We start from the raw sequence: 14,520 nt of genomic DNA on the forward strand, positions 1-14,520 counted from the left end.
AAAGCGGAATCATGCAATGAACGTTTACTCATCGATCTATTCCGTTTAGTAATAGATGATGACATCACTATCGAGACGCCTGCTTCCTTCGACAAGCGCGCTTGCTGCCTTTGATGCAGTGGCGCGACACGAGAGCTTTTCGAGTGCGGCGGAAGAGCTGTCTCTGACGCAAGGGGCTGTCAGCCGTCAAATAGCAGCATTGGAAGAACAGCTTGGCGCTGCTCTGTTTGACCGCACCAGCCGCCATGTTTTACTGACCGATGCCGGACGTGCCTATCTGAGTGGGATCAGCCCTGCCCTTGCCTCCATTCGCGCGGCCTCATTGCAGGTCATGTCGCAAATGCGTGGGACAACGCTCAATCTTGCATTTCTACCGACCTTCGGCACCCGCTGGCTGATCCCGAGAATTCCGCGTTTCGTCGCGCAATATCCGGATATTATTCTGAATTTTGCCACCCGCATTGGCCAGTTCGACTTTGAACGCGAGGGCCTTGATGCGGCAATCCATATTGGCCAACCGGACTGGCCGAATGCCGATTGCACATTTCTGATGGAGGAAACGGTTGCGCCTGTTTGCAGTCCAGCTTTTCTGAAACAGCACGCCATCACCGAGCCGAATGACCTGTTGCGCCTGCCGCTTTTCAACATGGCATCACGCCCCGGCGCATGGAGCCACTGGTTCAAAAGCCTCGACATTGCAGCACCTGTTGCGGGCGGAATGCGCTTTGAGCAGTTCTCAAATGTTTCTCAGGCTTGTGTCGCAGGTCTTGGGATTGCACTGATGCCGCTATTTTTGATCAGTGCGGAAATTGAAAGCGGGCAGCTTGTGGTGGCCTATCAGCACACTGTCAAAAGCCCGAGCAGCTATTACTTTGTGACACCGCAGGCGCGTGCAAATACGCCTGCGGTCAAAGCTTTTCGCGATTGGCTTCTTACTGAGGTCAATCGCGAGTTCGATCCTCACGCCATCGAGTTGCTGACGATCTCATAAGAACGAAGACGCTTCTGATGGTCATAGATCATGCCCGTCACCATCAATTCGTCCGCACCAGTGCGTTCGGCAAATTCGCGAATGCCCTTGTCGACGGTTTCAGGACCGCCCACCACACGACATGATAGCATCTGGCGAACCAGTGCCTGTGCGGAAGGATCAAGCTGCTCCTGATAGCCCACAACGGGCGCTGGCAACTTGCCCGGACGGCCGCTGCGCAAGTTCACAAATGCCTGCAATTGCGACGTGAACAGATGATGTGCTTCTTCATCCGTATCCGCTGCAATGACGTTAAGCCCAAGCATGACATAAGGCTTCTGCAAATATTCGGACGGCTCAAATCGTTCGCGATAAAGCTCTACAGCGCGTTCCATGTCAGCCGGTGCGAAATGGGAGGCGAAGCCATATGGCAGTCCCAGCATCGCAGCCAGTTGCGCGCCAAACAGGCTCGAACCGAGAATCCAGGCCGGGACATTCAGCCCCGCGCCCGGCACGGCCTGAACGCGCTGTGCAGGATCGGCCGGCTTGAAATAATTGAGAAGCTCCACGACATCACGCGGAAAATCATTGGCGCTGCTTTCCAGATTCCGGCGAAGCGCATGAGCTGTCATCTGATCGGTGCCGGGCGCACGACCAAGGCCCAGATCGATACGCCCCGGAAACAGCGAAGCCAGTGTGCCGAACTGTTCGGCGATCACCAATGGCGAATGGTTCGGCAACATGATGCCGCCCGCACCAACGCGAATGGTGGACGTGCCCGCTGCCACATGGCCGATAACGACCGAGGTAGCCGCACTGGCAATACCGGGCATGTTGTGATGCTCGGCCAGCCAATAGCGCGTAAAGCCCAGTTTTTCAGCCTGCTGGGCCAATTCGAGCGTGTTGCGCAGAGACTGTCCTGCATCGCTGCCTTCAGGGACGGGTGAGAGATCGAGTACGGATAAAGGTATCATGCCTGCTCATATGGTAATTAAGAGTTGGAATACAAATGATCCCAAGAAAAAGGGCGGCCCACATGTGGCCGCCCTTCGTCTTATTATTCAATACAAGTTTCAGTGATGCGGTACAGGAGCAGGCTGTCCGCCCTCTTCCTTTTCAGGAACGAATTCACCCTCAACATCTTTCTTTGCAATGAACGTATAGAACATCGGAACCACGAAGAGCGTGAAGACTGTACCAATGGTGATACCGGTGAAGATCACCAGACCCATCGAGTAACGAGCCGCCGCACCCGCACCACTTGCGATGATGAGCGGGACAACGCCAAGCGCCATTGCAGCCGTGGTCATCAGAATCGGACGCAGGCGGGTTTCTGCCGAGAGGATGATGGCCTCACGACGCGAATGACCATGCAGGCGACGCTGCTGATTGGCAAACTCCACCATCAAAATACCGTGCTTGGTTATCAACCCGACAAGGGTAATCATACCAACCTGCGTATAGATGTTGAGCGTGCCAAGTCCCAAGTTCAGCGGAACGATAGCACCGAAGATCGAAAGCGGAACCGACATCATGATGATGAACGGATCGCGGAAGCTTTCGAACTGCGCCGCAAGCACCAGATAGATCACGATAACGGCAAGGCCGAAGGCGATCATGATCGTGTTGCCCTGCTCGACTTCCAGACGCGACTGACCGGAATAGTCAAGGAAGAAGCCTTCCGGCATCTTCTGCTGCGCCAGATTGACGAGTGTTTGCAGGCCCTGACCTGTGGTGACACTCGGCATTGGCAGAGCGGAAATCGTTGCCGAATTCAGCTGGTTGAACTGCTCGATAGCGGCAGGCGAAGAGTTCGTCTTGATCTGAATGACAGAAGACAGAGGAACCATCTCGCCCGAAACACTGCGAACATAGAAATCACCGAGCTTTTCAGGATTGGAACGATAGATGTCCGGCACCTGACTGATGATGTCATAGCTGTTTGAATCGCGGTCGAACTGAGCAATCTTTGCACCACCGGTCAGAAGACCAAGCGTCGAGCCAATATCACTCACCTGCACACCCAGCGTTGCAGCCCGGTCACGATCAATTGTGATGGTGGTCTGCGGCGCATTATAGGACATGGAGTTCTGAACGATAATGAACTGGCCAGTCGCCTGTGCTTCGTTTTTGATTTCCTCAGCAAGCTCGAACACCTGACTTGACGGTCCGGTCGACTGAAGAGCAATCGAAATCGGCAAGCCACCACCAGCACCCGGCAGCGACGGAGGCGCAAAGATGAAAGCGTCAACGCCGGCAACCTTGGTCAGTCGGGCAGTCAGGTCTTCCTGAATCTGCTTCTGCGAACGCGTGCGCTCAGACCAGTCCTTCAGCACCCAGAGGGCGATACCGGAGGTTGTGCCACCGTCCATGCCGACAATCTGGAAGCGTGTGTCGAGTTCCGGCAAATCCTTGGTCAGACCATCGATCTGCTCGGCATAGAGGTTGGTATAGGCAGAGGTTGCATATTGCGGAGCCTGGAACATCGAGAACAATGCGCCTGAATCTTCTTCCGGTGCCAGTTCGCTCGATGTGTTCACAAACAGGAAGCCTGTGAGACCAACCAGAGCAATAACGATCATCAGCGTAATCGGGCGATAATTAAGCGACCCCGATACCAGACGATGATATCCCTTTTCGAGCTTCTTGAAGTTCGTATCAATGAACTTCTGGAAGCGCGATGCCTCGCCATGTTTCAACATACGCGCGCACATCATCGGCGAGATTGTCAAAGCGGCAACGCCGGAAATGATAACCGCACCTGCAAGCGTGAAGGCAAACTCGCGGAACAGCGATCCGGTCAAACCACCCGTAAATCCGAGAGGCGCAAACACCGCAGCCAGCGTGATCGTCATCGCGATAATGGAGCCTGTGATTTCCTTCATACCCTTGAAGGCCGCATCCATAGGACGCAATCCCTCTTCGATATGTCGGTGAATGTTCTCCAGAACCACGATGGCGTCATCCACCACCAGACCAATCGCCAGAACCATTGCCAGAAGTGACAGAAGGTTGATTGAGAAGCCCAGAATATACAGGAAGAAACAGACGCCAATCAGCGAAATCGGGATTGTTACAATCGGGATAAGCACCGACCGGAACGAACCCAGGAACACGATAATGACCAGAATAACGATAGCGACTGCTTCGCCGATGGTCGTGAACACTTCGTTGATCGATGAGCTGATCTGTTCGGTCGCATCATAGACCAGATCAAGCGTCATGCCTTCAGGCAAGGATGCCTGAATGGCCGGGAGTTCTTTCCTGAACGCTGTCGCAACATCGATAGGGTTCGCTGAAGGCGTTGGGTAGATTGCAAGGAATGTACCCGCAGAACCATTGAACGAAACGATCGTGTCCTTGCTTTTCGCCGCCAGTTCCACCTTGGCAACATCGCGCAGACGAACGACTTCATCGCCGGAAGTCTTGATCGGCATCGCACCGAAAGCTTCCGGTGTCTGCAAGGTCGATTCAAGTGTAATCGAAGAGGCAACAAACTGGTTTTTGGTCGTACCCGGTGCCGACAGGAAGTTCGACGCATTGATCGCAGCCAGAACTTCCGGTGCGGTGATCTGGCGTGCGGCGAGCTGAATTGGATCAAGCCACACGCGCATCGAATAGACCTGACCACCCAGAATTTCGGCCTTAGCCACACCCTGCACCGTGGAGATGCGCGGCTGCATGACGCGTTCCAGATATTCCGTAATCTGCTCGCTCGTCATGTTCGGGTTCTGTGCTGCCAGATACATGGTAGCAAAGCTCTGGCCCGTTCCCTTGACGATTACAGGGTCATCAGATTCAGACGGCAGATTGCCGCGAACCTGATTAACCTTTGCAATCACCTCGGTCAGTGCCGCATCAGGATTTGCGCCAAGCTTCATCTGCACCGTCACCGTGCTCGACGATGGACGGCTGGATGAAGTGACGTAATCGATGTTTTCAGTGGTCGCCACGGATTCCGCGATTGGCGATGTGATAAAGCCCTGAATAAGCTCCGCACTCGCACCCGCATAAGCAGTGGTGACGGTAATAACGGTTTCATCGACCTTTGGATATTCACGCACCGAAAGCTGCGCGATACCCTGAAGGCCAAGGAGAATGATCATGAGAGCGACCACGGTAGCAAGTACGGGTCGCCGGATGAAAATATCGGAAAAACTCATCTTGCTCGCCTATTACTTGTCAGCCGCAGGCAGCGGATTGACTGTGTTGTCGATCGTAACAGCAGCACCCGGCGAAAGCCGGTTCTGACCTGCAGTGATCACGATATCACCAGCCTTCAGGCCATCGGTGATTTCAGCAACGCCGCCATAACGACGACCAACCTTGACGAAAACCTGCTGCGCGACCTGCTTTGCAGCCTGTCCTTCAGGAGCTTTTTCGCCTTCTTTTGGCTGCTCGGGACGAACAGCATAAACATAGTCACCGTAAAGGCTTGTCACGATTGTTGTTTGTGGCAAAGCCAGAATATTGTCTTCCTGTGGAAGCTCAACGCGAACCTGAACGAACTGACCAGGCGTCAGACGTGGTTCATCATTCTGCACTTCTGCACGCACGGAGACCAGACGGCTTGCAGGGTCGATCTTCGGATCAATACCAACAATCGTGCCGTTATATTTCAGGGCGTCCATGTTTGGTCCGACCTTCACAGGCTGTCCAAGCTTCAGGGAAGAAAGCGACTGCTCCGGTACAGAGAAGTCGATACGCATCTTGTCGGTTTCCTGCAAAGTGCCGATAACGGTGCCCGGCGTCAGGTACTGACCGAGATCGACCTTGGAAATACCGATAACACCGTCAAATGGCGCCGTTACGGTCTTCTGATCAAGCACTGCCTGCATCTTGGCAACAGCGGCCTTCTTGGCGCTGGCAGCAGCAGCTGTTGTGTCAACGTCAGAAACTGCACCCACGCCACGCGTGCGCAAGGTTTCAGCGCGCTTCAGGTTCTGATCAGCAAGCACAGCTTCAGCCTGAGCAGCCACCAGATCGGCAGTCTCAATGCTGTTTTCCAGCTGAAGAAGGACAGTGCCCTTCTTTACTTCCTGATTGGCGGTGAATTCGATTTTATCAACGATACCATTGACCTGAACTGTCAGATCGACACCATTGATTGCATTGGCAGAACCAATCGCTTCAATGCCTGGAGTCCAGACGCCCGGCTCAAGCGTGACAGTCGAAACCGTCTTGGCAGGCTGCTGCATATTCGCGAAGAAATCCTTGATCGCCTGCGTTCTGAACAGGTTGAAACCAACGAGCCCCCCCACGACGATCACGAGAAAAATTATTGCCAGAATGAGGCGTTTGATCATTGCGGATGCACTCCAGGGTGTCGTTGGCGTGCTTCCTTTATGTTCCTCACAATTTGGTCGCACGTATTTTACTTGAATATCAGATGAAAATAACTGTACCGTCTGGACGGTATTGTCAACTATCGAACTGTCAGGAGACCATAGGAATTGCACACAAAGAATAAGGTCTCTTCGCGAGAGCGCATTTTGCGCGCAGCAGTGGAACTCGCCCAAGAGGTCGGACCAGCACATATATCTCTCGACGCGGTTGCCGCCCGCGCGGGCCTCTCAAAAGGAGGATTGCTTTACTCGTTTCCAACGAAAGCAAAGCTGCTTGAGGGCGTGGTCGAAGAGTATATGAAAGAGCATGAACGTGCGATGGAGGTTCAGGAACGCCTGCAGAGCGGAGATAAAAACCGTGTCGCACGTGCTTTTTTTGATGTTTATCGCGTTCAGGCTGACGATGAGCCCCCAGCCAGCGGAATTCTTGCTGCGCTGGTCGAGAACCCGGATTTCATGATCCCGGTCAGACATTATCACCGGGCCGTACTTGATCGGATGCTAAAAGACGCTTCCGACTCCAATCTCGTTTTGATTACTTATCTTGCGCTTTCCGGACTTGAATGCGGCCGCTTGCTTGATTGTGACATCGTAAGCGAAGAAGAGCGCCATTCCGTTATCTGTCGTCTGGAAAAGCTGCTCGAAGCCGGATAGGTTTATAACATTTCCAGCAAAAATGCGAAGCAGTTTTGCGTCGGATAATGCGTAAAAACAAACAGTTACAGCGGTTCCAACGATTCATTTTTAACTGGAGCCGCTGTAATAGATACAAAAAACGCGCCTTAAAGGCGCGTTTTAAAACTCTAATAGAGATGAAAAATCAAAGGGCTGGTATATCGCCCCTCTCCCATCCGGCCGTCGTTTCAGCCGCGAAGTCTTCAAAACGACCTTCAGCGATTGCCGCCCGAATGCCCTGCATGAGATACTGGTAATAGGCCAGATTGTTCCATGTCAGCAGCATCCCGCCCAGTGCTTCACCCGATTTGACCAGATGATGCAGATAGGCGCGGCTGTAATCACGCGTCGCCGGGCAGTTTGATTCTGGATCAAGCGGACGATGATCATCGGCATGACGCGCATTGCGCAGGTTCACCTTGCCAAAGCGCGTGAACGCCAGACCATGACGGCCAGCACGCGTTGGCATCACGCAATCGAACATGTCGATACCGCGGGCGACCGATTTCAAAATATCATCCGGCGTGCCGACGCCCATCAGATAGCGTGGCTTTTCTGTAGGCAGGATCGGGCAAACCACTTCGAGCATCTCGAGCATGACGTTCTGCGGCTCACCAACCGCCAGACCACCAACGGAATAGCCTTTGAGGTCCATAGCCTTCAATGCTTCAGCCGAGCGCTCACGCAGGCGCGCATTGTCACCGCCCTGCACGATGCCGAACATCGCCTTTCCAGCTTGTGTGCCAAACGCCACCTTGCAGCGTTCTGCCCAGCGCAGCGACAATTCCATTGCGCGCTCGGTGTTCTTTTCAGGCGATGGCAGCGCCACGCATTCATCGAGCTGCATCTGAATATCGCTATCAAGCAGCCCCTGAATTTCGATGGAACGCTCCGGCGTCATTTCATAAGGCTTGCCGTCGATATGCGAGCGGAAAGTCACACCGTTTTCGTTAAGCTTGCGGAGCTGCGCGAGCGACATGACCTGAAAGCCGCCGGAATCGGTCAGAATTGGGCCTTTCCAGCCGCCGAATTCATGCAGACCACCAAGACGAGCAACGCGTTCCGCACCCGGACGCAGCATCAGATGATAGGTGTTGCCGAGAATGATGTCGGCGCCCAAATCCTTCACCTGATCCATATACATGGCCTTGACGGTTCCGGCTGTGCCAACTGGCATGAAGGCAGGCGTACGCACCACGCCGCGCGGCATGGAAATTTCGCCCTGACGGGCTGCGCCATCACGCGCAAGCACTTTGAATTCAAAATTTTCGCTGGTCATGCCGTGTCTCTAATGAATTATGCCGAAAAAGGGAACCGTTTCATTTCCTCTCAAGAAGACTGGAATCTCCATAGGAATAGAAGCGGTAGCCTGTCTCGATTGCGCGCTTATAAGCGTCCTGCATCGTCTCAAAGCCACTAAAGGCCGAAACAAGCATGAAGAGCGTCGAGCGCGGCAGATGGAAATTAGTCATCAGCAGATCGACTGCACGGAACTTATAGCCCGGTGTGATGAAAATATCGGTCGGACCCGCCCATGGGCGAATGATGCCATCTTCACCGGCAGCGCTCTCAATCAGGCGCAGCGATGTTGTGCCGACACAGATCACCCGGCCACCTCGGGCATGAACGGCATTCAACGCATCCGCAGTTTCCTGGGAAACGTATCCGATCTCCGAATGCATCTTGTGGTCCGTCGTATCGTCGGCTTTGACGGGCAGAAATGTGCCCGCCCCTACATGCAGCGTCACGAAATGTTCTTCGATGCCACGATCACGGATTTTTTTGAGCAGATCGGGTGTGAAATGCAGCCCTGCAGTCGGGGCTGCAACAGCCCCTTCCTCACGCGCATAAACAGTCTGATAATCGCTGCGGTCGCGCTCATCTTCTGCGCGCTTGGATGCGATATAAGGCGGCAAAGGAATATGGCCGACCGAAGCAATTGCTTCATCCAGCATTGCGCCAGAGAGGTCGAACACCAGCAGAACTTCGCCAGCGTCACCCTTTTCGGCAACGGTTGCGTCGAGTGTTCCGAGGAAGCAGCTTGAACCGGAATGACCGAAACGGATGCGGTCGCCTTCCTTCACGCGCTTGGCAGGACGCAGGAATGCCTTCCAGCGATCAGGGCCGGTACGCATGTGAAGCGTCGCACTCACCTGCGAAATATTGCCATCGCGCTCGCGCATACCTTCAAGTTGTGCAGGAATGACTTTTGTATCGTTGAAAACGAGCGCATCGCCCGGCTGCAACAGATCAGGCAGCTCGAATACCTGTCGATCTTCGAATGGCTGACCGGGACGCACGCGCAAAAGCTTGGCGTGGTCGCGCGGTTCGGCTGGACGCAGAGCAATGCTCTCTTCCGGCAAATCGAAATCGAAAAGATCAACACGCATCATAAACCTCATCAGAGCATTTCAAATTTCAGAAATGCATCAAAGCAAGAGCGGCCCCGGCAAAACCGGAGCCGCTATATTTCTATAGAAACGACTGAATTAGATGTCTGCAGCGATGCGTGCAGTTACGATCACGTCTGGATCGGTAACAGGTTCGCCGCGCTTGATCTTGTCGACATTGTCCATGCCTTCGATAACCTGACCCCATACGGAGTACTGACGGTCAAGCCATGGAGCGTCGGTGAAGCAGATGAAGAACTGCGAATTAGCCGAGTTCGGGTTCTGCGAACGAGCCATCGAAGCAGTGCCGCGCTTGTGCGAGGTGTTCGAGAATTCAGCCTTGAGGTCAGGCTTGTCCGAACCGCCCATACCAGCACGCGAGCCATTGAAATGCGCGCCGCCCGTCTTGCCGAACTTCACGTCGCCGGTCTGCGCCATGAAGCCGTCGATAACGCGGTGGAACACAACGCCGTCATAAGCGCCTTCGCGTGCCAGTTCCTTGATGCGTTCGACATGGCCAGGAGCCAGATCAGGGAAGAGTTCGAGAACGACATTGCCCTTGGTGGTTTCAAGAACGAGCGTGTTTTCCGGGTCTTTGTAAGCCATCGGGCCTCTCCTATTGAGCGTATCCCCAAAAGTTTGAATCATTTTTTGGGACAGGGATACGTGTTGAATTTAGAGCGCATCCCGAAAAGTGTGAAACGGTTTTCGGATAAGATGCGCGTTAGAACAGATATTTAGAGCGCCGATCTGTTTCAATCAGATCGAAAAGCGCTCTAAAACTCATTTCTTTTCGATCGTGGCTTTGATGATCTTGTCAGGGCTTTCGACCGAACCATTATCGGATTCACTTCCCTTTTTGATCTTATCAACCACGTCCATGCCACTGACAACCTTACCAACAACCGTGTACTGGCCGTTCAGGAATGCGCCGTCATTGAACATGATGAAGAACTGCGAGTTGGCGGAATTCGGGTCCTGGCTGCGCGCCATACCAACCGTGCCACGCACAAATGGTTCCTGCGAAAATTCAGCCGGAATGTTCGGCAGTTCAGAACCACCGGTACCAACGCGCGATGCATTGAAGCCCTTGTCAACGTTACCGAACTTCACATCACCGGTCTGAGCCATGAAGCCGGGAATCACGCGATGGAAAGCCACGCCGTTGTAAGCGCCTTCCTGAGCCAGCTTTTCAATCTGTGCGACATGCTTTGGCGCAAGGTTTGGACTCAGCTCAATAGCGACATTGCCGTCTTTAAGCTGCAGATTGAGGATGTCAGCAGCAAAGGCCGCACCTTGAGAAAACGCAACAATGCTGGCTGCGACAAGCGCCGAACGAACGAATGACATAATCGAGAAACTCCCTGAATCAGGATTTGAATTTTGCTTCCAGCGCAGCCGCAACAGCTGCAGGAACGAAGGGCTTTATATCGCCTCCCATTGAGGCAATCTGGCGAACCAATGTGGCAGTAATCGTGCGCACAGCAGGATCGGCTGGCAGAAAGACGGTTTGCAATTCCGGCGCCATCGTTCCATTCATGCCCGCCATCTGCATTTCATAATCGAGATCGGTGCCATCGCGCAGACCACGCACCATGAGCTTGGCGCCATGCTTACGCGCAGCATCAATGACAAGGGCATCAAACGAAATCACGGAAACGCGCTTCGCGTCAGCCCCAAGCAAAGCCTTGGCGCTTGCATTGATAAGCTCGACACGTTCTTCAAAACTGAACAGCGGCTTCTTGCCCGGATGCACGCCAATAGCGACGATAACCTGATCGGCAAGACGCAGCGTGCCTTTCAGAACATCCATATGGCCATTGGTGACCGGGTCGAATGAACCCGCATAAATCGCGATCGTCATTTCTTCCAGCTAGCCTTTTCTAATCAGATTTTCAACAACAACCACAATTGAAAGAAATCAGAAACCAAGAAAATAGATGAATGCGATATGAACAACGATTTCACGAGAAGTTCACAACCGATTTACCAAGATAGGCGCAAGTTTGGTGCAACCTTTTCGCTTCTGAAGCGTATCTATAACGAAAGGATACCGCGATGATGATATTTCTTCTGGCATTATCCATGATGGTAGCAATGGCTGCATCGGCGATTGTTTTGCTTCTGGAAGAGAATGAAGCGAAGCGCCAACGCGTACGTCCCGCCGCTTTTAGTCTAAGCGCCATGCGTAAACTGAGTTCGCATTAAGTACAGTTTTGAGTTTCCAGAGATCGCCAGTTCCCTCCAGTCCTGGCATCTGAAAAAGGCCGATGGTGAACCATCGGCCTTTTTATTTGGAATGTGAAATCCCCTGATACTGCTTGCATCAGGGGATTTCCTTTATTCTTCGCCACCAGCTGCAGGTGCATCACCTTCAGCTGCGGTTTCATCAACCTCGGCAGCGCCATTCTCTTCATCGCTTTCGGTTTCCGAAATGCGCTCGACCGAGACGACCTTTTCGCCGTCAGCCGTATTGAAGATCGTGACACCCTTGGTCGAGCGTCCAGCGATACGAATGCCGCCAACCGGCACGCGGATCAGCTGACCACCATCGGAAACCAGCAGGATCTGATCGCTTGCCTCGACCGGGAACAGAGCTACCAGCTTGCCGATTTCGTCGGTTTTCGACGTATCGGTTGCACGGATACCCTTACCGCCACGGCCAGAAACGCGGAACTCATAAGACGAGGAACGCTTGCCGTAACCATACTCACTAACCGTGAGAACGGTCTGCTCGCGAGCCTTCAACTCCTGATAGAGTTCTTCATTCAGCTCGGCTTCCACCGCAACTTCTTCACCGACGACAACGATATCATCGGCGTCGTCTGCACCCTGTGCCCGACGTTCAGCAATCGAGCGCTTGAGATAAGCGGCGCGCTGCGAAGCGTCTGCATCAACGTGATGCAGAATTGCCATCGAGATGACCTTATCGCCTTCCGCCAGATTGATACCGCGTACGCCGATCGAGTTACGACCAGCAAAGACGCGAACATCCGTGACAGGGAAGCGAATGCACTGGCCACCAGCACAGGTCAGAAGCACGTCGTCGAATTCCGTACAGGTATCGACCGAGAGGATTTCATCGCCCTCGTCTTCGAGCTTCATCGCGATCTTGCCGTTGCGGTTGACCTGAACGAAGTCCGACAGCTTGTTACGGCGAACCGTACCGCGCGTGGTCGAGAACATGACGTCGAGGTTTGCCCAGGATTCTTCATCCTCCGGCAGCGGCATGATCGTGGTAATGCGCTCGCCCTGCTGCAATGGCAGCATATTGATGAGTGCCTTGCCGCGCGACTGCGGATTACCGACTGGCAGACGCCAGACTTTTTCCTTGTAGACGATGCCGCGCGAGGAGAAGAACAGCACCGGCGTATGCGTATTGGCGACGAACAGACGGGTTACGAAATCCTCGTCCTTCGTTGCCATGCCGGAGCGGCCTTTGCCGCCACGACGCTGCGCACGATAGGTCGCCAGCGGTACACGCTTGATATAACCGGCATGGCTGACGGTGACGACCATATCTTCGCGAGCGATGAGGTCTTCATCGTCCATTTCGGCGCCGCCAAGACCAAACTCGGTACGGCGCGGCGTAGCGAACTCATCACGAACAGCAATCATCTCTTCCTTGACGATTGTCATAACGCGAATGCGCGAGCCAAGAATTTCCAGATAATCGCGGATTTCTTCGCCGATCTTATTCAGCTCGTCCGCAACTTCATCGCGGCCAAGTGCTGTCAGGCGCTGCAAGCGAAGATCAAGAATAGCACGCGCCTGCTCTTCCGAGAGGTTATACGTGTTATCATCGTTGATCGCATGACGCGGATCATCGATAAGACGGATCAGCGGTGCCACATCGGCGGCAGGCCAACGACGTTCCATCAACTGCTCACGCGCGGTTGCCGGATCTGGCGCACGACGAATGAGAGCTATAATCTCGTCAATATTGGCAACTGCGATCGCAAGACCAACCAACACATGCGCGCGATCACGCGCCTTGTTGAGCAGGAACTTGGTGCGGCGCGTTACCACTTCTTCGCGGAACGCCACGAAAGCGCGCAGCATGTCGAGAAGATTGAGCTGTTCCGGCTTGCCGCCATTCAGCGCCACCATATTGCAGCCAAACGAGGTCTGCAGCGGCGTGTAGCGATAAAGCTGGTTCAGCACGACATCGGCAACAGCATCGCGCTTGAGCTCGACGACAACGCGATAACCATCACGGTCCGATTCATCGCGCAGATCAGAAATGCCCTCGATACGCTTGTCGCGCACCAGTTCGGCCATTTTCTCGATCATCGAAGCCTTGTTCACCTGATACGGTATCTCGGTGATGATAATAGCTTCACGGTCGCCGCGCATTGGCTCAATCGCCACGCGACCACGCATAATAACGGAACCACGACCCGTGCTGTAGGCCGAATTGATGCCGGCACGCCCAAGGATAATACCACCGGTCGGGAAATCCGGACCAGGAATGATTTCCATGACTTCTTCCAGCTCAAGAGCCGGATTGTCGATCAGCGCTACGCAACCATCAATGACTTCGCCAAGATTGTGCGGCGGAATATTGGTTGCCATACCAACCGCAATACCGCCTGAACCATTGACAAGCAGGTTTGGAAAGCGGGCAGGCAGAACCATAGGTTCCCGCTCGCGACCATCATAGTTGTCCTGAAAATCAACCGTATCCTTGTCGATATCCGACAGAAGAGATTCGGTGACTTTTTCCAGACGGCATTCGGTATAACGCATCGCCGCTGGCGGATCGCCATCGATGGAACCGAAATTGCCCTGTCCGTCCACAAGTGGATCGCGCAAGGAGAAGTCCTGCGCCATACGCACCAAGGCGTCATAAATAGAAGAGTCGCCGTGTGGATGGTATTTACCCATCACTTCACCGATCACACCTGCCGACTTTCGGTAGGGGCGATTGTAAGCGAGGTTCATCTCGTTCATGGCGTGGAGAATACGGCGATGTACGGGCTTCAAGCCGTCGCGCACATCAGGCAGAGCACGGCTCACGATAACGCTCATTGCGTAATCGAGATAGGAGCGCTGCATCTCCTCAATAATGGAAATCGGTTCGATACCTGTAGGGCCGCTTGGGCCGCCATCCATATCTTCGGAACCGGGTGGAGGTGTT

Annotated in this window: 12 protein-coding genes; 3 read left to right on the forward strand and 9 right to left on the reverse strand. The window is 53.9% G+C overall.

Annotation, left to right across the window (positions count from 1 at the left end; translation table 11 throughout):
- Nucleotides 1-58 precede the first annotated feature (58 nt).
- Complete coding sequence (locus tag ABWV94_RS03115; protein WP_007875052.1) at nt 59-991, forward strand: LysR family transcriptional regulator; 933 nt, start codon at nt 59-61, stop codon at nt 989-991.
- Here ABWV94_RS03115 and ABWV94_RS03120 read toward each other — a convergent pair.
- The 3 genes from ABWV94_RS03120 to ABWV94_RS03130 form a co-directional block, all read right to left on the reverse strand.
- Nucleotides 961-1,944 carry an LLM class flavin-dependent oxidoreductase gene (locus ABWV94_RS03120; RefSeq protein ID WP_113498437.1) on the reverse strand — a complete coding sequence of 328 codons (984 nt, stop codon included), beginning with the start codon at nt 1,942-1,944 and terminating at the stop codon, nt 961-963. The two genes, ABWV94_RS03115 and ABWV94_RS03120, sit on opposite strands and share 31 nt — an antisense overlap.
- Before the next feature lie 99 nt (nt 1,945-2,043).
- Nucleotides 2,044-5,133: an efflux RND transporter permease subunit gene (locus ABWV94_RS03125; RefSeq protein WP_112812770.1), complete on the reverse strand. Its 3,090-nt coding sequence runs from the start codon at nt 5,131-5,133 to the stop codon at nt 2,044-2,046.
- Between the two features lie 12 nt (nt 5,134-5,145).
- The gene (locus ABWV94_RS03130) at nt 5,146-6,276 is read right to left on the reverse strand and encodes an efflux RND transporter periplasmic adaptor subunit (RefSeq protein WP_007875055.1); all 1,131 of its coding nucleotides are present in this window, start codon (nt 6,274-6,276) and stop codon (nt 5,146-5,148) included.
- Nucleotides 6,277-6,423: 147 nt separating this feature from the next.
- On the opposite strand from ABWV94_RS03130, the gene ABWV94_RS03135 reads away from it, so the two are divergent.
- Complete coding sequence (locus tag ABWV94_RS03135) at nt 6,424-6,969, forward strand: TetR/AcrR family transcriptional regulator (protein ID WP_007875056.1); 546 nt, start codon at nt 6,424-6,426, stop codon at nt 6,967-6,969.
- 166 nt (nt 6,970-7,135) lie between these two features.
- Here ABWV94_RS03135 and tgt read toward each other — a convergent pair whose 3' ends face one another.
- From tgt to coaD, 5 genes are all read right to left on the reverse strand, one after another.
- The gene (gene tgt, locus ABWV94_RS03140; protein ID WP_024897156.1) at nt 7,136-8,269 is read right to left on the reverse strand and encodes a tRNA guanosine(34) transglycosylase Tgt; all 1,134 of its coding nucleotides are present in this window, start codon (nt 8,267-8,269) and stop codon (nt 7,136-7,138) included.
- A gap of 40 nt (nt 8,270-8,309) precedes the next feature.
- The gene (gene queA, locus ABWV94_RS03145; protein WP_079211926.1) at nt 8,310-9,380 is read right to left on the reverse strand and encodes a tRNA preQ1(34) S-adenosylmethionine ribosyltransferase-isomerase QueA; all 1,071 of its coding nucleotides are present in this window, start codon (nt 9,378-9,380) and stop codon (nt 8,310-8,312) included.
- A 99-nt stretch (nt 9,381-9,479) separates the two neighbouring features.
- Entirely contained in the window at nt 9,480-9,986 is a 507-nt protein-coding gene (locus ABWV94_RS03150) for a peptidylprolyl isomerase (protein ID WP_007875065.1), read from the reverse strand.
- Between the two features lie 177 nt (nt 9,987-10,163).
- The gene (locus ABWV94_RS03155; protein ID WP_007875066.1) at nt 10,164-10,730 is read right to left on the reverse strand and encodes a peptidylprolyl isomerase; all 567 of its coding nucleotides are present in this window, start codon (nt 10,728-10,730) and stop codon (nt 10,164-10,166) included.
- Between the two features lie 19 nt (nt 10,731-10,749).
- Complete coding sequence (gene coaD / locus ABWV94_RS03160; RefSeq protein WP_007875067.1) at nt 10,750-11,244, reverse strand: pantetheine-phosphate adenylyltransferase; 495 nt, start codon at nt 11,242-11,244, stop codon at nt 10,750-10,752.
- A 194-nt stretch (nt 11,245-11,438) separates the two neighbouring features.
- Between coaD and ABWV94_RS03165 the strand changes: the two genes are divergently transcribed.
- Entirely contained in the window at nt 11,439-11,588 is a 150-nt protein-coding gene (locus ABWV94_RS03165; RefSeq protein WP_007875068.1) for a hypothetical protein, read from the forward strand.
- A gap of 132 nt (nt 11,589-11,720) precedes the next feature.
- Here the strand turns inward: ABWV94_RS03165 and gyrA are convergent, their stop codons facing one another.
- Nucleotides 11,721-14,495, reverse strand: coding sequence for a DNA gyrase subunit A (gene gyrA, locus ABWV94_RS03170; protein WP_113498441.1), 2,775 nt, complete (start codon nt 14,493-14,495; stop codon nt 11,721-11,723).
- Between the last annotated feature and the right edge of the window lie 25 nt (nt 14,496-14,520).

The organism is Brucella sp. NBRC 12953 (genome assembly GCF_040369775.1).
Taxonomy (GTDB): domain Bacteria; phylum Pseudomonadota; class Alphaproteobacteria; order Rhizobiales; family Rhizobiaceae; genus Brucella; species Brucella pseudogrignonensis.